Source organism: Caballeronia arationis (assembly GCF_001544975.2).
Classification (GTDB): domain Bacteria; phylum Pseudomonadota; class Gammaproteobacteria; order Burkholderiales; family Burkholderiaceae; genus Caballeronia; species Caballeronia arationis.
In genome coordinates this window covers 30,806-47,651 of the sequence record NZ_FCOG02000012.1, presented here as the reverse complement: position 1 = coordinate 47,651, position 16,846 = coordinate 30,806, and the positions used below count along the sequence as shown (strand labels likewise).

Sequence of the window (16,846 nt, the reverse complement as noted above, 5' to 3'; positions counted from 1 at the left end):
GGTGGCCGCGTTTTTCAGCCCACCTTCACATACGCGAATTCACGCGTCACATTCGGTGGCACATACGCCCCGCCGATCACGACCCGTGGCGTGAGTCGCTTCTTCTGATCCCACCAGCGGCGGCGCTGGGCCTGACTGAGAAACCGCAGATGCTTCCGGTAAGCAAAAATGCTCATGGCGACCTCCGAACGTAGCGAATGACAACCACAAAGGGGAAACAAGCAACTCATCGCACAGAAAAACCGGTCTTTCGTTTTAATCATGCTGCCGGCCGAGCGCTGCAAGCCACGTGGCGAGCATCCGTTGCGCAAATCATTCGCGCGGTACTTTCGGCGCGATACCTTTGATTCCGGCGCCGGGGCGCCCTTCCCTGTCTTTTACCGCTTTCCTCAGACCAGGAGCACCAAACATGCCATATTCAGCGACGCCACGGCTCGGATTCGTCGGCGCCGGGCGGCTCGCACGCTGCGTCTCGCGTGCGTGGTCGCGCGCGGGCTATCCCGTCACCGCCATCGCCAGCCGCTCGCCGGGTCCGGCGCGCGCGCTCGCGGATCAGTTGCCCGGCTGCCTCGTCGCCGATGACCCACAAGCGGTCGCGGCGCGCGCCGATATCGTCTTTTTGACAGTTCCCGATGACGAAATCGGTGCGGCGGCGAACGCACTGCGCATCGATCCTTCCGCGACCGGCGCGCGCGCCGTCGTGCACTGCAGCGGCGCCACTCCAGTCGATGTTCTCGCGCCGGTTCGCGCGCAGGGCGGCGACATCGGCGGCTTTCATCCGCTGTATCTGTTCGGCGGCCTCGACGGCGACCTGACGCGCATCCAGGGCTGCTCGGTGACGATCGAAGCGCCGCCGCCGCTCGGTGAAACCCTTGATGGGCTTGCCCGGGCGCTCGGTTGCCATCCGCTTTCGATCCCGCCCGGCGGCCGCATGCTGTACCACGCCGCCGCTCATTATGCTGCCAGTTTTGCGCTCGCCGCGCTTTCCGAGACCGTCTCACTTTGGCAACAGTTAGGGTTTTCCGAAGACGACGCGTTGCGCGCCGTTCTGCCGATGCTCGCCGGCACGATCGAGACCGCGCGCGAGAAAGGCCTGGCCGGCGCGCTCGCGGGGCCGGTGTCGCGCGGCGATGCGGGCATCGTCGAGAAACAGCTCACGCTGCTCGACGGCCTCGGCGGCGACCACGCGACGCTCTACGCGCTGATGACGCGGCGCGCCATCGAACTGGCGCGGCGGCGTCCGGTTCCGCCGTCGGCGAATGCGCTCGCTGCGATGGAACGGTCGGTCGAAAAGATCCTCGATGCGTCCCGGACGAGGGCGGACGAGCGGCCCGGTCCGCCCGTCGCAGAGTGACGCTTTCAAACCGTTAGACAACACGCGCAAGCGGCGCTGAAGCCATGATAAGGTGACGACCGGCGCCCCACCGTGCATGGACGGTGGGCGGGGAGCCGGGCCGCCGCGCATGAAAAAAGCGCGGCACCCGGGCAGACGATGTCAGGCAGGCCGCCAGCGAGCGAGATCGGCGCTGCCCGACAAACAGCCAGAGAATCAACAATGATCAAGGTCAGTTTCCTGTATCCGTATCGCGAGAACGGCCGTTTCGACGTGGACTATTACTGCAACCAGCACATGCCGCTCGCGGCCGCGCTTCTCGGCGACGCGGTGAAGGGCTGGTCGGTCGATGCCGGTCTGTCCGGCGCGGCGCCGGGATCGGCGCCGCCGCACGCCGTCGTCGGGCATGTGCTGTTCGATTCGGTCGAGGCGTTCCGGACGGCGCTTGCGCCCGTCGCCCGCGAACTGCAGGCCGATCTGGCGAATTATTCCGACGGCCCCGGCCCCACGCTTTCGATCAGCGAAGTCCGCGTGAGCCGTTGAAGCGGCGTCCGGCCAGCTTTCCTCATTCGTTCAGATCCGCTGTCAACCCGTAACCCGTGAACCCGACGCAGCATCAAACTGCGCACGCATAAAAAAGGACCCGAGATGTTCGGCGATATCGCCCGTTTTCTGCTCAATACCGTTTTCACGCTGTTCGGCGCGGCGCTGCTCTTGCGCGCCTGGATGCAAGTCGTCCGCATGCCGCCCTACAACCCGGTGTCCAATGCGGTGATGCAGGCCACCAACTGGATCGTGCTGCCGCTGCGCAAGATCCTGCCGGGCGGCAAGATCGACTGGGCGAGCATTCTCGCAGCATTCATCGCGTCGCTCGTGTATGTGGTGCTGATGGTCGTGCTGGCGGGCGTCGACCCGATGCTGATGGCGCCGATGCTGCTGCTCGTCGCCGTGCTGACCGTCATCAAGTGGGCGCTTAATCTGATCATCTGGATGACGATCCTGATGGCGTTGCTCTCGTGGCTCAATCCGCAGTCACCCGCGATGCCGCTGCTCTATCAGATCACCGCGCCTTTCCTCGATCCGCTTCGGCGCATCCTGCCGCGCCTCGGCGGCATCGACCTTTCGCCGATCCTGCTGTTCGTGATCGTTCAGGTGCTGCTGATGGTGGTGACGCGAGTGGCCGTTTCGATGACGCTGTTCGGCATCTGACACCGGCCGGCCGCGCGGCTACGGCCGCGCCAATTGCGCTTTCCGACGGCTTGCGCTTACAATATCCGGCTTACGCGGGCGTCGTATAATGGCCATTACCGTAGCTTCCCAAGCTACAGACGTGGGTTCGATTCCCATCGCCCGCTCCAGACATCGAACAAAAAGCCGCCTCTTCGACACTTCGAAGGCGGCTTTTTGGTTTTCGGCGCCGCCGCGTTCCCTTGCCAGCGCCTTTATCAAGCCCATTACCCTACGATGACGCACGATCCCCGCGATGAAGCCGCCGATGAAGACGTTCAAGACGCACCTCCCGCCGACGGCACCAACCCCCTGCATCGCCGCCGCATTCGCAGTTTCGTGACGCGCGCCGGCCGCGTCTCGACGGGCCAACGCCGTGCGCTCGACGAGTTCGGGCCGCGTTTTGTCGTTCCGTACGCGGCCAACACGCTGGACTGGGACGCCGTCTTCGGGCGCCGCGCGCCGCGCGTGCTGGAAATCGGCTTCGGCATGGGTGCGACGACGGCGGAAATCGCGGCGACGCGTCCCGGCGACGACTTTCTCGGTGTTGAAGTGCACGAGCCGGGCATCGGCGCGCTCCTGAAGCTGATCGGCGAGGAAGGGCTCACGAATATCCGCATCGTCCAGCACGACGCCGTGGAAGTGCTCGAACACATGATTGCGCCGGAGAGCCTCGACGGCGTGCACATCTACTTCCCCGATCCGTGGCACAAGGCGCGCCATCACAAGCGCCGGCTGATCCAGCCGAAGTTTGTCGCGCACCTCGTCTCGCGCCTGAAGCCGGGCGGCTACATCCACCTCGCGACCGACTGGCAGAACTATGCCGAGCAGATGCTTGAGGTGTTGTCGGCCGAAACGGCGCTCGAAAATACCGCCGATGGCTACGCGCCCCGCCCCGACTATCGTCCCGTGACGAAGTTCGAGCGGCGCGGCATCAAGCTCGGGCACGGCGTCTGGGATCTGGTCTTCAAGCGCCGCTGATCGGCGCGACAGGATGCAAAAACGCCACGGCAAGCCGTGGCGTTTTTATTTCGGGCAACGGGAATGCGAGATTTACTCCGCCCAGCTCAGCCCGCCGCTGTATCCGACGATCAGAATCAAAAGCCCGAAGCCGATCCGATACCACGCGAACGCGGTGAAATCGTGCGTCGCGACGTAGCGCAGCAGCCAGCGCACGCAGACGAACGCGCTGATGAACGCGGCAATCAGTCCGACGGCGAACAACCCGAAGTCGTTCACGGACAGCGTGCGCCAGTACTTCGCGAGCTCATAGAGCGTCGCGCCGAAGATGATCGGGATCGCGAGGAAGAAGGAAAATTCGGTCGCCACGCGCCGTTCGAGGCCGAACAGCATGCCGCCGATGATCGTCGCACCGGAGCGCGACGTGCCCGGGATCAGCGCGAAACATTGCGCGAGGCCGACCTTGAAGGCGTCGGCGTAGGAGAGATCGTCGACCGAGGTCACGGTCGGCGCGACGCCCCGGTCGCGCTGGCGTGCCTCGGCCCACAAAATCACGATGCCGCCGACGATCAGCGCCACCGACACCGGCACCGGCGAAAACAGCACCGATTTGATCGCCTTCTCGAAGAGTAGTCCGAGCACGATGGCCGGAATCGTCGCGATGATGACGTTCACGGCGAAACGCCGCGCGTCGGGCCGGGTCGGCAATCCGCCGACTACGGTGCCGATCTTGCGCCGGTATTCCCAGCAAATGGCGAGAATCGCTCCGAACTGGATCACGACGTCGAACACTTTCGACTGTGCATTGGTGTAATTCAGCAAGCTGCCTGCGACGATCAGATGCCCTGTGCTCGAAACCGGCAGAAATTCGGTCAAGCCCTCCACGACGCCGAGAACCAGCGCCTTGCACATAAGAATCCAGTCCATCCGTCTGCCCTTTCGCTTTATTTGTCGCTGGTCTCGGGTATGCGGGCGCAGATTTCAGCTTACTTCTCAAGAATCTGTACGCGTATACCGTTTGTAAGGACCGTGATTGTACCGGGTTCATAATTCACCCCGGCGAATTGCAGCTGCTCGGGCTTGAACGTATAGATCGGATAGCGGTCGAGCAACTGCGTCGCGATGAGCGCGCCCGCCGCGTTGATCTGCTGGTTGTACTGCGCGGCTTCGCCTGTGACCCGAGTGTCGTCAACGGTCGGAGACATCAGGATCACTGAATGGCTCGCGGCGTCGTAGGCGAGCTGGCTCGACAGCGTGAACACGCCGTTCACCGGATTCGGCATGAACGGCGTCGAGAGGCGTGCATCTAGCCGCACGGTCACGCGGTTGCGATCGGGCGCGAGGCCGACGACCGGATTGCTCAGGACGACATCGAAAATCTGCGAGGCCGTGCGCTGCAGCGGGAACTTGCGGGCGACCGCTTCCTGCACCTGCTGCTGCGTGAACGTGTAGTGATCGGGGATGAACGGAAAAATCGACGCCGCTTGGGCGAGCGGCGCGAAAGCGAGCGCGGCGGCGCTCGGGAGCGCCGCGAACAGGAACCGGCGCCGCTTGGGCGCGACGGTTTGAGTCATGCGAAATCCTCCAGGGCGATGATCCATATCGACGAAACGCGCAAACGCGCGACGAGCGTTCGACCGCGCCCGCTCAATCCGGTTGCGTTTCGACTTCGAGTTGCGTGAGCCATGCGAGCGCGTAGGCGCGCGCGTCGCGGGCATCGGCCGCGTCGCCGCACATTTGTGCGGACGGCTGCAGGCCCGCGCAGCAGGCCGGCCTTCGCGAATCGCCGAAAATCATACAGCGCAGGTCATCGCCGAGCTGGATGCAGCGCACGCCGGCCGGCTTTCCCTCGGGCATGCCGGGAATCGGGCTGGAAATGGAAGGCGCGATGCAGCACGCGCCGCAGCCTTCGCGGCAGGCGTGGGGTGGTCGGATAACGGGTTCAGGCATGGGAGTTCCGAAGACGATGCAGGCAACCGCGCATTGTCCCACGGCGACGCTGCGGCGATATCACGCAACGGGGCGCGCCGCTATCTCGATAGACTCGACGAGTCCGTCCAAGGCCCCGCGATGACTCACGCCGACACTCTTTTTCGCCCCGATCTCCTCGACAAATACAGCGCCAACGGTCCGCGCTACACCTCCTATCCGACCGCCGTCCAGTTCACCGATTCGTTCGATCCGGCCCACTACCGGCGCGCGGCGCGAGGATCGGGCGACCTGTCGCTCTACTTCCACATTCCGTTTTGCGATACGGTCTGCTTCTACTGCGGCTGCAACAAGGTCGCCACGAAGAACCGCGCGCATGCGCGCCCGTATCTCGACCGGCTGAAGCGCGAGCTCGCGCTGCAGGCCGAACTCTTCGATACGACGCGCCCCGTCTCGCAACTGCACTGGGGCGGCGGCACGCCGACGTTCCTGTCGCACGACGAGATGACCGAACTGATGGCGGCGACCCGCGAGCACTTCAACCTGCTGCCCGACGATGCAGCCGAATGCTCGATCGAAGTCGATCCGCGCGAAGCGTCGCCGCGCGCGATCCGCCTCCTGCGCGAAATCGGTTTCAACCGGCTCTCCCTCGGCGTGCAGGACTTCGATCCGCGCGTCCAGCACGCCATCAACCGCATCCAGCCGCGCGAATTGACCGAGACCGTGCTCGCCGCGGCGCGCGACTCGGGCTTCAAGTCCGTGAGCGTCGACCTGATCTACGGCCTGCCGCATCAAAGCGTCGAAAGCTTCAGCCGCACGCTCGACGCGATCGTGGAACTGGCACCCGACCGGCTCTCGGTATTCGGCTACGCGCACATGCCGTCCCTTTTCAAGATGCAGCGCCAGATGGACGAAGCCGCGCTGCCCTCGCCCGCCGCACGGCTCGCGATCCTCGAACGTGTGATCCGCAAGCTGACGGACGCGGGCTACGTCTACATCGGCATGGACCACTTCGCGCTGCCCGGCGACGAACTCGCGCTGGCGCAAAAGGCCGGCACGCTGCATCGCAATTTCCAGGGCTACAGCACGCGCGCGGATTGTGACCTGATCGGCTTCGGGGCGTCGTCGATCGGCAAGGTCGGCGACGTGTACGCGCAGAACGCGCGCGAGCTCGCCGCCTACGCCGAGGCGATCGACAGCGGCCGCCTCGCGATCACGCGCGGCGTGCGCCTTTCCGCCGACGACCGTCTGCGTCGCGACATCATCGTCCAACTGATGTGCCGGTCCGAACTGCGTTTCGATGCGGTCGAGGCCGCGCACGGCATCGACTTCGCGAGCACCTTCGCCGGCGAGCTGGCGCGGCTCGCGCCAATGGAACGCGACGGCCTCGTCGCCATCGACGCCGACGCGATCCGCGTGCTGCCCCCCGGGCGCATGCTGGTGCGCAACGTCGCGATGACGTTCGACCGCTACCTCGGGCAGGCGACGCTCGAACGTTTCTCGCGGACGATCTGAGCACGGCGGGTTGGATCGCGGGCGCATGCAGTATTTATTACTGCGGTGGCATAGAATGACAGCCACTCTGGGCGAGTGGTCGTGTCGCCCGCATCGCAAGCCGCCGGTCGGCGCGTGCAGCCCGCGCCGAGCGCTCACCACTCCGACACCATGCCGACCACCTCCGCCCAGTTTCCCCCGCTCGCCCAGCTGGCCGCCGACCTGCGCACCAACCGCACGACGAGCCGCGCGCTCGTCGAACGCGCGCTGGAACGCATCGAAGACACGTCCGGCCAGGGTTCCACCGTTTTCCTGCACGTCGATGCCGCCGCCGCACGCGCCGCTGCCGACGCCCACGACGCGCTGCGCCGCGCGGGCACCGTGCTCTCGCCGCTCGCGGGCCTGCCGGTGTCAGTAAAGGATCTCTTCGACATCGAGGGCCAGGTGACCCGAGCCGGCTCCCGCGTGCTTGCCGACGCGCCGCCCGCCAAGGCCGACGCGCTCACCGTTGCCCGCCTGCGCCGCGCCGGCGCGGTGATCGTCGGTCGCACGAACATGAGCGAATTCGCGTTCTCCGGGCTCGGCCTCAACCCGCACTACGGCACGCCGCGCTCCCCCTGGCGCGCCGACGTGAAAGGCGACGAGCGCATCGCAGGCGGATCGTCGTCGGGCGCGGCGGCATCGGTCGCCGACGGCATGGCGGCAATTGCGTTCGGCACCGACACCGGCGGCTCGATCCGCATTCCGTCCGCGCTCTGCGGCCTGACCGGCTTCAAGCCGACCGCGAGCCGCATCCCGACGCAAGGCGGCGTGCCGCTTTCCAGCACGCTCGATTCGTTCGGGCCGATCGGCATGTCGGTGGCGTGCTGCGCGCTCATCGACCGGATTCTCGCCGGCCGCGAGCCCGAAGTGCCCGCGACCCGCCCGCTCGACGGGGTGCGCCTTGGCGTGCTGACGAACTACGTGACGGACGGCGTCGACGAAGCGGTTGCGAGCGCGGTATCGACGGCGATCAAGCATCTGTCGGCTGCGGGCGCGCTCGTCGAGGACGTGCGTTTCGCGCCGCTCGACCGCCTGCCCGAGATCAACCGCTTCGGCTTCGCGCCGATCGAGGCGTACGCGTGGCACCGGCCGCTCCTCGCCGATCACTCCGCCGCGTACGATCCGCGCGTACTCGTGCGCATCCTGAAGGGGCAGCCCGCGAGCGCCGCCGACTATCTCGACCTGCTGCACGCGCGCGCCGCGATGATCGAGGCGGCGCGCACGACGCTCTGGCAGCGTTTCGATGCGATCCTCTGCCCGACTGTGCCGGTGGTGCCGCCGCGCATCGCCGATCTCGAACACGACGACGACGCTTTCGGCAAGACCAACGCGCTGATCCTGCGCAATCCGAGCGCGTTCAATTTCCTCGACACGTGCGGGCTTTCGCTGCCGTGCCACCCGCGCGGCGAGGCGCCGGTCGGCCTGATGCTCTCGGGCGCCCCGATGAGCGACGACGCGCTGCTGTCGATCGGACGCGCCGTCGAAGCGGTGCTCGCCCCGACACGCTGAATTTTTCGAGATGAGGTTCGCGCTAGAATCCTCGTCATCCGCGCGCACTTTGTAGTGCTTTATCCTCGAATCGTTGCAATAAATGAACAACTCTCTACACCATTTCACGATGCATGAAGAAGACCGCGTCCTGCGTCGTGAACGCCGGCTTCTGGTACTGCTCGGCATCGTCTGCCTCGCGCTCGTCGGCGGGGCGCTGTACCTGCAGTACTACCACGGCGAGGACCCCTGCCCGCTCTGCATCATCCAGCGCTATTTCTTCGTGCTGGTCGCCGTGTTCGCGTTTCTCGGCGCGGGTCTGAACGGCTGGCGCGGCGTGGCGCTACTGGAATCGCTCGTCGCGCTGTCGGCGCTCGGCGGCATCGTGACGGCTGCCCGGCACGTCTACGTGCAGGCGCGCCCCGGGTTCAGCTGCGGGTTCGACACGCTGCAGCCGGTCGTCGACGGTCTGCCGCCTGCGCGCTGGCTGCCGCAGGTGTTCAAGGTGGCGGGGCTCTGCGAAACGCCTTACCCACCGATTTTGGGACTGTCGCTGCCGCAATGGTCGCTCGTGGCGTTCGCGGTAATCTTTCTCGCTGTCGTGGTAAGCCTGCGGAGTAAGCGCAGGCTGCGGGCGTCGACGATGTGATGTCCGGGCCGCCCGCGCGGCGGCCTTTTCCACGCTCGCACGCGGCGTTTCGCCCGCAGCACGCGCCCGAACCGGCGGCAGACCCTCTGCATCCGGCGCGCCCAACCGGCGTCCTTTCCGCCCCGCCCTCCACGGGCGCCTTTTCGTTGCGCCCCTTTCCCCCATCAGCGCATCCGCATAATCTTGATATGCGAGCCGCAATATTTTTGGGATATTGCGGTGTTACCTTCGGGTATGGATGGCGATCTACGTGCGCTCAGTCCGGATCGCGCGCGCGAACCCGGAACGCGTAACGCGCGCCTGATCCGCAATGTCCTGGATTCCCTGATGACAACGCAAACCATCCGATTTCTGCAGCATGGCGTCGTCCACGAGGTTGGCGATGCGCCCGTCACGCGCACGGTCCTTCAGCACCTGCGCGAAACGCAGCAATGCACCGGCACGAAGGAAGGCTGCGCCGAAGGCGATTGCGGCGCGTGCACGGTGGTCGTCGGCGAACTCGACGCGCACGGCCAGGTCGCGCTGAAGGCGGTCAACGCGTGCATCCAGTTCCTGCCGACCCTCGACGGCCGCGCGCTCTTCACCGTCGAGGACCTGCGCGCCGCGGATGGCACGCTGCATCCCGTGCAACAGGCGATGGTCGATTGCCACGGCTCGCAGTGCGGGTTCTGCACGCCGGGCTTCGTGATGTCGATGTGGGCGCTCTACGAGAACCAGCCAGCCGACGCCGGCCTGCCGACGCGCGATGAAATCAGCACGGCGCTTTCCGGCAATCTCTGCCGCTGCACGGGCTACCGGCCGATCGTCGATGCCGCGCAGAAAATGTTCGACTATCCGCGCGCTGCGTTCGACCGCGAAGCGCTGAAGGCGTCGCTGCGGGGCATCCGCCGCACAGCGGGTTTTGACTACGCCGCATCGGGCGCCACCTTCCACGCGCCGACGACGCTCGCCGAATTCGCCCGCCTGCGTGCGGCGCATCCGAACGCGCGCATTCTCGCGGGCAGCACGGACGTCGGGCTGTGGGTCACGAAGCAGTTCCGCGATCTCGGCGACATTCTCTTCATCGGCAACGTCGACGAACTGAAGACGATCACGCACGATGCGCAATACCTGACGATCGGCGCGGCGGCGTCGCTCGAAGACGCGTACGCGGCGCTCGCCGCCGACTACCCGGAACTCGCCGAACTCTGGACGCGCTTCGCATCGCTCCCGATCCGCAACGCGGGCACGCTCGGCGGCAATGTCGCGAACGGCTCACCGATCGGCGATTCGATGCCCGCGCTCATCGTGCTCGATGCGCAAATCGTCCTGCAACAAGCCGACAAGACCCGCACGCTGCCGCTCGATGCGTTCTATCTCGGCTATCAGAAGACGGCGCTCGCCCCCGGCGAATTCGTCGCGGCGATCCGCGTGCCGCGCCCGTCGGCGGACCTGCGCTTTCGCACCTACAAGGTCTCGAAGCGCTACGACCAGGACATTTCGGCCGTCTGCGCCGCCTTTGCCATCCGGCTCGCGGGCTCGCGCGTGACGAGCGCGCGAATCGCATTCGGCGGCATGGCGGCGACGCCCAGGCGCGCGCAAGCGGCCGAAGCCGCGCTTCTCGATCGCGAGTGGGCCGAGGAACCCGTGCGCGCAGCGATGGCCGCGCTCGACGCCGACTTCCAGCCGCTCACCGACATGCGCGCGTCGAGCGCCTATCGCAGCAAGGTGGCGCGCAACGTGCTATGGCGCTTCTATCTGGAAACGCGCGGCGACGCCCCGCTCGCCCTTTTCGACGTGAACGCGTTCGCGTTCGAAGCACGGGAAAACGGCGCACTGAAGGAGTTGCCATGAACAAGCTGAGCGAACCGCCCGCAGCCGGCACGCTTGCGCCGCAGGCGATCGGCGTCGGTCTGCCGCACGAATCCGCGACGCTGCACGTGAGCGGCGAAGCGACCTACATCGACGACATTCCCGAACTGCGCGGCACGCTGCACGCGGCGCTCGGGCTCTCGCGTCACGCGCATGCACGCATCGTCGCGCTCGATCTCGATGCGGTGCGCGCAGCGCCGGGCGTCGTCGCGGTGCTGACGGCGGCGGACATCCCCGGCGAAAACAATTGCGGCCCGGTGCTGCACGACGACCCGATCCTGGCGGAGGGCGAAGTGCTCTATCTCGGCCAGCCAGTGTTCGCGGTGATCGCGGAAACGCACGATCTCGCGCGGCGCGCGGCGGCGCTCGCGAAAAGCGAGGACGTCGTTCGCTACGAACTGCTCGACGCCGTGCTCACGCCGCGCGAGGCGAAGGAAAAGAAGCAGTTCGTGCTGCCGCCGCTGCATCTGCGGCGCGGCGACCCGGACGCGAAGATCGCGGCAGCGAAGCATCGCATTGCGGGCGAGTTCGAAGTCGGCGGGCAGGAGCAGTTCTATCTCGAAGGCCAGGTTGCGTACGCGATTCCGAAGGAACTCGACGGGATGCTCGTCCACAGTTCGACACAGCATCCGAGCGAGATGCAGCAAGTGGTCGCGCACATGCTCGACTGGCCGGCGCACAACGTTCAATGCGAATGCCGGCGCATGGGCGGAGGCTTTGGCGGCAAGGAATCGCAGTCGGCGGTGTTCGCGTGCGTCGCGGCGCTCGCGGCGCACAAGCTGCATCGGCCGGTGAAGCTGCGCGCCGACCGCGACGACGACTTCATGATCACCGGCAAGCGCCACGACGCGATCTACACCTACGAAGCCGGCTTCGACGACGAAGGTCGCCTCGCGGGTGCGCGCGTCGAGATCGCGCTGCGCGCCGGGTATTCGGCGGACTTGTCGGGCGCAGTGGCGACGCGCGCGGTGTGCCACTTCGACAACGCCTATTTTCTCGGCGACGTCGACATCGTCGCGATGGCTTGCCGCACGAACACGCAGTCGAACACGGCGTTTCGCGGCTTCGGCGGACCGCAGGGCGCGCTCGTGGTGGAAGTGCTGCTCGATGAAGTCGCGCATCGGCTGAAACGCGATCCGGTCGACGTGCGGCGCGCGAACTTCTACGGCATCGGCGAGCGTGATACGACGCCCTACGGGCAGAAGGTCGAAGACAACGTGATCGCGCCGCTCACCGACGAGTTGATCGCATCGAGCGACTATTCCGCACGCCGCGCCGCGATCGCCGCGTTCAACGCGACGAGCCCGGTGCTCAGGCGCGGCATTGCGTTCACGCCGGTCAAGTTCGGCATCTCGTTCAACGTGCCGTTCCTGAACCAGGCCGGCGCGCTCGTGCACGTCTACAAGGACGGCTCAGTGCTCGTGAATCACGGCGGCACCGAAATGGGCCAGGGCCTCAACACGAAGGTCGCGCAGGTGGTGGCGAACGCGCTCGGCGTCGCGCTCTCGCGCGTGCGCGTGACGGCCACCGATACGTCGAAGATCGCGAACACATCGGCGACGGCGGCATCGACGGGCAGCGACCTGAATGGCAAGGCCGCCGAAGCCGCCGCGCTGACGATCCGCGCGCGCCTCGCCGACCTCGCCGCGAAGCAGCTCGGCGGAAGTGCGGAAGACGTGCGCTTTCACAACGGCGTCGTCGATTCGAACGGCGGCGAGATGCCGTTCAGCCAGCTGGTCGCAGCGGCATATCTCGCGCGCGTGCAGCTCTGGTCCGACGGCTTCTACGCGACGCCCAAGGTTCACTGGGACGCGAAAACGCTGCAAGGCCATCCGTTCTACTACTTCGCGTATGGGGCGGCGGTGTCGGAAGTAGTCGTCGATACGCTCACGGGCGAATGGAAACTCGTGCGCGCCGATCTGCTGCACGACGCCGGACAGTCGATCAATCCGGCGATCGATATCGGTCAGGTCGAAGGCGGCTTCATCCAGGGCATGGGCTGGCTCACGACCGAAGAACTCTGGTGGAACCGCGACGGACGCCTGATGACGCACGCGCCTTCCACTTACAAGATCCCGGCCGTCAACGACACGCCCGCGGCCTTCAACGTCGCGCTCTATCGCAACGACAACGCCGAGCCGACCGTGTTCCGCTCGAAGGCGGTGGGCGAGCCGCCGCTCTTGCTGTCGTTCTCGGTGCTGCTCGCGATCCGCGCGGCGATTGCGTCGGTATCGCCCGCTTCAGCCGATGCCCCGAAGCTGCGCGCACCCGCGACGCCCGAAGCGATCCTCGATGCGATCGACGACTGCCGCGCGCGTTTGACAGCAGGACTCGCCGGGCACGCCGCGCAAGCAGCGCCGGTAAACTAACGCCTTTCGCCAACCTCCAGGAGCCCGATCGATGCAAGCATGGCTGCACGACCTGCAACAACTGCTCGCGCACGGCGACGCGCTCGTGCTCGTGACGGTCGCGCGCGTCGAAGGCTCCGCGCCGCGCGAGCCCGGCACGAAGATGATCGTTACGCGCGAGGACGCGCGCTATACGATCGGCGGCGGCCATCTCGAATGGAAAGCAATCGAGACCGCGCGGCAAGTGCTGAAGGACGGCATGCGCAGCCCGCGCATGCGCCGGCTCGAACGATTCGCGCTCGGACCGAGCCTCGGCCAGTGCTGCGGCGGCGCCGTCGTGCTCGCGTTCGAGCGGCTCGATGTCTCGGATCTCGGCTGGGTCACGTCGCTCGCGAAGCGCACGGCGCGGGGTCTTTCGACCGTGCGCAGCGTGTCGTTCAGCGCCGCGCCCGACGCCGTGATGATCTCAGACCCCGAGCCGGGCGTCGCGGGTTCGGACTGCCTGCTCTGGGACGGCGCCGGCTTCGACGACAGCGGAGCGCTCCTCACCGAGACCATCGCGCCGCGCGAATTCGAAGTGGTGCTGTTCGGCGCGGGTCATGTCGGCGTCGCGCTCACGCGCGTGCTTGCAACGCTTCCGTGCCACGTGACCTGGGTCGACGAGCGCGACGCCGCGTTTCCCGCGCCGCAGTTTGTGCCGGACAACGTGACCATCGAACCGAACGACGCGCCCGATTCCGCCGTCGATGCCGCGTCGCCGAACACGTACTTCATCGTGATGACGCACAACCACCCGCTCGATCTCTTGCTTGCCGAACGCATCTTGCAACGCGGCGACTTCGCGTTCTTCGGCATGATCGGCTCGCATACGAAGCGCAAGCAGTTCGAGCACCGGCTGGCGTCGCGCGGGATCGATCCTGCGCGCATCGCGCGCATGGTGTGCCCGATCGGCGTGTCCGGCATCGTCGACAAGGCGCCCGAGGTGATCGCCGTTGCAGCGGCAGCTCAACTGCTGCAGGCGGTCGAAGCCCATGCCCACGCATCGTCCCAGCAGATGGCGTAACCAACCACCCATAGCCCCATTTCCAAGCCCAATAAAACACGCATGAATCCCACACTCGCCGACAAGATCGCACGCGCGCCCAAGGCCGAACTGCACATCCACATCGAAGGCTCGCTCGAACCCGAGTTGATCTTCCAGCTCGCGCAGAGAAACGGCGTGAAGCTCGCGTACGAATCGATCGATGCGCTGCGCGCGGCCTACGCGTTCACCGACCTGCAGTCGTTCCTCGACATCTACTACGCGGGCGCGAGCGTGCTGCTCCACGAGCAGGACTTCTACGACATGACGATGGCCTACGTCGAGCGGGCGCTAGCCGATCACGTCACGCATGCCGAAATCTTCTTCGATCCGCAAACGCACACCGAACGCGGCGTGCCCATCGCGACGGTCGTCGCGGGCATCGAGCGGGCGCTCGCCGACGGCGAAAAGCGCGGCATGACGAGCAAACTGATTCTCTGCTTCCTGCGCCATCTTCCGGAAGAAGACGCGCTCGCCACCTTCGACTCCGCATTGCCGCTTTTCGACCAGTACAAGCATCGCCTGATCGGCGTCGGGCTCGATTCGTCGGAGCAAGGCCATCCGCCTTCGAAGTTCGAGCGCGTGTTCGCGAAGGCACGCGAGAAGGGCCTGAAACTCGTCGCGCATGCAGGCGAGGAAGGGCCGCCCGCTTACGTCTATGAAGCGCTCGACCTGCTGAAGGTGGATCGCGTGGATCACGGCGTGCGCAGCATCGAAGACCCGGCGCTCGTCGCGCGTCTCGCCGATGCGCGCATCGCGCTGACGGTGTGTCCGCTTTCAAACCTGAAGCTCTGCGTCTTCGACGACATGACGAAGCACACCTTGAAGGACCTGCTCGACAAGGGCGTGGCGGTGATGGTGAATTCCGACGACCCCGCGTATTTCGGCGGGTACGTGAACGCCAATTACTTCGCGATCGTCGACGCGCTGAAGCTCTCGGACGACGAGGTCTACACGCTCCTGAGGAACAGCCTGGAGGCGTCGTTCGTGACGCCCGCGGAACGCGACGCGATGATCGCGAAACTCGACGATCACTGGAAGGCCGCGGCATAAAGCAATGAAGATGGAAAGCACAGCACCAATCGAACGCGACACGACTACGCTCGAACGCTTCTTCGGCATTCGCGCGGCGGGTTCGCGGGTAAAAACAGAAGTCGTCGCGGGCATCACGACGTTTCTCACGGCGATGTACATCATCGTCGTGAATCCGGGCATTCTTTCGCAGGCTGGCGTGCCGTTCCCCGCGGCGCTCACGGCCACCGTGATCGTCAGTTTCCTCGGCAGTTGCGCGATGGGACTCTATGCGCGCAACCCGGTGCTCGTCGCGCCCGGCATGGGCATGAACGCGCTCTTTGCGTTCGTGATGGTCCACGGCGGAAAGATGCCGTGGCAGACTGCGCTCGGCTGCGTGTTCTGGTCCGGCGTGATCTTCGCCGTGCTCGCGGCGTTCAACGCGCGCAAGCTCGTCGTCGATGCGATTCCCGCGAACCTGCGGCATGCGGTGTCGTGCGGAATCGGTCTCTTCATCAGCCTGATCGGGCTCGTGAACGCAAAGTTCGTCGTCGGCGATCCGGTGACGATCGTGCATTCGGCCTCGCTCAATCCGGTCATCGTCACGTTTCTGATCGGCCTTGCCGTGACCACGATTCTCTTCGCGCGGCGCGTGACGGGCGCGCTGATGCTCGGCATCGTGTTCACGACGATCATCGCGATCCCGATCGGCCGCTTCTGGGGCGACGGCACCGCGTACTGGCCCGCCGCGATCGCGACGAAGACGCTCGTCAACTGGAACGGCCTCTTTTCCGCGCCGGACTTCTCGGGCATCGGCCAACTGGACCTGATCGGCTCGCTGAAGGTGATCTACTGGCCGTTCATCTTCGTGATGCTGTTCACGTCGTTCTTCGATGCGCTCTCCACCTTCATGGCGATCTCCGAAGCCGGCAAGCTGTTCGACAAGGACGGCAATCCGCGCAACATCCGCCAGTCGATGATGGTCGATGCGTTCTCCGCGCTCGTGTCCGCGCCGCTCGGCACGAGTCCGGCGAACGCGTATATCGAATCGGCGGCGGGCATTTCGGCGGGCGGGCGCACCGGGCTCGTCGCGGTAGTCGCGGGCCTGTGCTTCCTGCCGTTCCTGTTTCTCTCGCCGCTGCTCTCGCTCGTGCCCGCGATCGCCACGGCACCCGCGCTCGTGCTGGTCGGCGTGTTCATGATGGAATCGATCACGCAGATCGAATGGCATCGTTTCGATGAAGCGATCCCCGCGTTCCTCGCGATGATCCTGATTCCGCTGACCTATTCGATCACCGACGGCATCGCGTACGGCTTTCTCGCGTTCGTCGTGATCAAGGCGTTCACCGGCCAGATGAAGGCCATCAAGCCGGCGATGTGGGTCGTCGCCGCGCTTTCCCTTTTGCTTCTGACCCAGCTTTGAAAACCTAGAC

General features: G+C 65.8%; 16 protein-coding genes and 1 tRNA gene. 13 read left to right on the top strand and 4 right to left on the bottom strand.

The window, feature by feature from the left end:
* Positions 1–14: 14 nt before the first annotated feature.
* Positions 15–176, bottom strand: coding sequence for a hypothetical protein (locus AWB81_RS46410; protein WP_167306336.1), 162 nt, complete (start codon positions 174–176; stop codon positions 15–17).
* A 233-nt stretch (positions 177–409) separates the two neighbouring features.
* On the opposite strand from AWB81_RS46410, the gene AWB81_RS09585 reads away from it, so the two are divergent.
* The 5 genes from AWB81_RS09585 to trmB all read left to right on the top strand — a co-directional run bounded on the left by AWB81_RS09585 (position 410) and on the right by trmB (position 3,541).
* The gene (locus AWB81_RS09585; RefSeq protein ID WP_062634547.1) at positions 410–1,354 is read left to right on the top strand and encodes a Rossmann-like and DUF2520 domain-containing protein; all 945 of its coding nucleotides are present in this window, start codon (positions 410–412) and stop codon (positions 1,352–1,354) included.
* A 201-nt stretch (positions 1,355–1,555) separates the two neighbouring features.
* The gene (locus AWB81_RS09580) at positions 1,556–1,876 is read left to right on the top strand and encodes an EthD family reductase (protein WP_062634545.1); all 321 of its coding nucleotides are present in this window, start codon (positions 1,556–1,558) and stop codon (positions 1,874–1,876) included.
* A 105-nt stretch (positions 1,877–1,981) separates the two neighbouring features.
* Positions 1,982–2,542: a YggT family protein gene (locus AWB81_RS09575; protein ID WP_062634543.1), complete on the top strand. Its 561-nt coding sequence runs from the start codon at positions 1,982–1,984 to the stop codon at positions 2,540–2,542.
* Positions 2,543–2,616: 74 nt separating this feature from the next.
* A tRNA-Gly gene (locus tag AWB81_RS09570) sits at positions 2,617–2,691 on the top strand.
* A gap of 106 nt (positions 2,692–2,797) precedes the next feature.
* The gene (trmB, locus tag AWB81_RS09565) at positions 2,798–3,541 is read left to right on the top strand and encodes a tRNA (guanosine(46)-N7)-methyltransferase TrmB (protein WP_062634541.1); all 744 of its coding nucleotides are present in this window, start codon (positions 2,798–2,800) and stop codon (positions 3,539–3,541) included.
* A 72-nt stretch (positions 3,542–3,613) separates the two neighbouring features.
* Here the strand turns inward: trmB and AWB81_RS09560 are convergent, their stop codons facing one another.
* The 3 genes from AWB81_RS09560 to AWB81_RS09550 all read right to left on the bottom strand — a co-directional run bounded on the left by AWB81_RS09560 (position 3,614) and on the right by AWB81_RS09550 (position 5,470).
* Positions 3,614–4,447: an undecaprenyl-diphosphate phosphatase gene (locus tag AWB81_RS09560; RefSeq protein ID WP_062634540.1), complete on the bottom strand. Its 834-nt coding sequence runs from the start codon at positions 4,445–4,447 to the stop codon at positions 3,614–3,616.
* Positions 4,448–4,506: 59 nt separating this feature from the next.
* Positions 4,507–5,094 carry a DUF1439 domain-containing protein gene (locus AWB81_RS09555; protein WP_062634538.1) on the bottom strand — a complete coding sequence of 196 codons (588 nt, stop codon included), beginning with the start codon at positions 5,092–5,094 and terminating at the stop codon, positions 4,507–4,509.
* 73 nt (positions 5,095–5,167) lie between these two features.
* Positions 5,168–5,470: a YkgJ family cysteine cluster protein gene (locus AWB81_RS09550; RefSeq protein ID WP_062634536.1), complete on the bottom strand. Its 303-nt coding sequence runs from the start codon at positions 5,468–5,470 to the stop codon at positions 5,168–5,170.
* Between the two features lie 120 nt (positions 5,471–5,590).
* On the opposite strand from AWB81_RS09550, the gene hemN reads away from it, so the two are divergent.
* The 8 genes from hemN to AWB81_RS09510 all read left to right on the top strand — a co-directional run bounded on the left by hemN (position 5,591) and on the right by AWB81_RS09510 (position 16,836).
* Positions 5,591–6,964, top strand: a complete 1,374-nt coding sequence (gene hemN / locus AWB81_RS09545) for an oxygen-independent coproporphyrinogen III oxidase (protein WP_062634731.1) — start codon at positions 5,591–5,593, stop codon at positions 6,962–6,964.
* Between the two features lie 150 nt (positions 6,965–7,114).
* Positions 7,115–8,494 carry an amidase gene (locus AWB81_RS09540; RefSeq protein ID WP_062634729.1) on the top strand — a complete coding sequence of 460 codons (1,380 nt, stop codon included), beginning with the start codon at positions 7,115–7,117 and terminating at the stop codon, positions 8,492–8,494.
* A gap of 109 nt (positions 8,495–8,603) precedes the next feature.
* A complete protein-coding gene (locus AWB81_RS09535; RefSeq protein ID WP_062634727.1) occupies positions 8,604–9,122 on the top strand; it encodes a disulfide bond formation protein B in 519 nt (172 codons plus the stop codon).
* A gap of 327 nt (positions 9,123–9,449) precedes the next feature.
* Positions 9,450–10,955: a xanthine dehydrogenase small subunit gene (gene xdhA / locus AWB81_RS09530; protein WP_062634724.1), complete on the top strand. Its 1,506-nt coding sequence runs from the start codon at positions 9,450–9,452 to the stop codon at positions 10,953–10,955.
* Positions 10,952–13,342 (top strand): xanthine dehydrogenase molybdopterin binding subunit, encoded by a 2,391-nt coding sequence (gene xdhB, locus AWB81_RS09525; protein ID WP_062634534.1) that lies wholly within the window; start codon positions 10,952–10,954, stop codon positions 13,340–13,342. Before xdhA ends, xdhB begins: the two co-directional genes overlap by 4 nt.
* Before the next feature lie 31 nt (positions 13,343–13,373).
* Positions 13,374–14,384: a xanthine dehydrogenase accessory protein XdhC gene (gene xdhC / locus AWB81_RS09520; RefSeq protein WP_062634532.1), complete on the top strand. Its 1,011-nt coding sequence runs from the start codon at positions 13,374–13,376 to the stop codon at positions 14,382–14,384.
* 42 nt (positions 14,385–14,426) lie between these two features.
* Positions 14,427–15,455 carry an adenosine deaminase gene (locus AWB81_RS09515; protein WP_062634530.1) on the top strand — a complete coding sequence of 343 codons (1,029 nt, stop codon included), beginning with the start codon at positions 14,427–14,429 and terminating at the stop codon, positions 15,453–15,455.
* 10 nt (positions 15,456–15,465) lie between these two features.
* Entirely contained in the window at positions 15,466–16,836 is a 1,371-nt protein-coding gene (locus AWB81_RS09510; RefSeq protein ID WP_062634722.1) for an NCS2 family permease, read from the top strand.
* Positions 16,837–16,846 lie beyond the last annotated feature (10 nt).

What these genes read in the sequence shown, in the direction of transcription:
- hemN (WP_062634731.1), top strand. Translation starts at nt 5,591, where the DNA reads ATGACTCACGCCGACACTCTTTTTCGCCCCGATCTCCTCGACAAATAC.
- AWB81_RS09580 (WP_062634545.1), top strand. Translation starts at nt 1,556, where the DNA reads ATGATCAAGGTCAGTTTCCTGTATCCGTATCGCGAGAACGGCCGTTTC.
- AWB81_RS09550 (WP_062634536.1), bottom strand. Translation starts at nt 5,470, where the DNA reads ATGCCTGAACCCGTTATCCGACCACCCCACGCCTGCCGCGAAGGCTGC.
- AWB81_RS09515 (WP_062634530.1), top strand. Translation starts at nt 14,427, where the DNA reads ATGAATCCCACACTCGCCGACAAGATCGCACGCGCGCCCAAGGCCGAA.
- trmB (WP_062634541.1), top strand. Translation starts at nt 2,798, where the DNA reads ATGACGCACGATCCCCGCGATGAAGCCGCCGATGAAGACGTTCAAGAC.
- AWB81_RS46410 (WP_167306336.1), bottom strand. Translation starts at nt 176, where the DNA reads ATGAGCATTTTTGCTTACCGGAAGCATCTGCGGTTTCTCAGTCAGGCC.
- AWB81_RS09575 (WP_062634543.1), top strand. Translation starts at nt 1,982, where the DNA reads ATGTTCGGCGATATCGCCCGTTTTCTGCTCAATACCGTTTTCACGCTG.
- xdhC (WP_062634532.1), top strand. Translation starts at nt 13,374, where the DNA reads ATGCAAGCATGGCTGCACGACCTGCAACAACTGCTCGCGCACGGCGAC.
- AWB81_RS09510 (WP_062634722.1), top strand. Translation starts at nt 15,466, where the DNA reads ATGGAAAGCACAGCACCAATCGAACGCGACACGACTACGCTCGAACGC.
- xdhB (WP_062634534.1), top strand. Translation starts at nt 10,952, where the DNA reads ATGAACAAGCTGAGCGAACCGCCCGCAGCCGGCACGCTTGCGCCGCAG.
- xdhA (WP_062634724.1), top strand. Translation starts at nt 9,450, where the DNA reads ATGACAACGCAAACCATCCGATTTCTGCAGCATGGCGTCGTCCACGAG.
- AWB81_RS09540 (WP_062634729.1), top strand. Translation starts at nt 7,115, where the DNA reads ATGCCGACCACCTCCGCCCAGTTTCCCCCGCTCGCCCAGCTGGCCGCC.
- AWB81_RS09585 (WP_062634547.1), top strand. Translation starts at nt 410, where the DNA reads ATGCCATATTCAGCGACGCCACGGCTCGGATTCGTCGGCGCCGGGCGG.
- AWB81_RS09555 (WP_062634538.1), bottom strand. Translation starts at nt 5,094, where the DNA reads ATGACTCAAACCGTCGCGCCCAAGCGGCGCCGGTTCCTGTTCGCGGCG.
- AWB81_RS09560 (WP_062634540.1), bottom strand. Translation starts at nt 4,447, where the DNA reads ATGGACTGGATTCTTATGTGCAAGGCGCTGGTTCTCGGCGTCGTGGAG.
- AWB81_RS09535 (WP_062634727.1), top strand. Translation starts at nt 8,604, where the DNA reads ATGCATGAAGAAGACCGCGTCCTGCGTCGTGAACGCCGGCTTCTGGTA.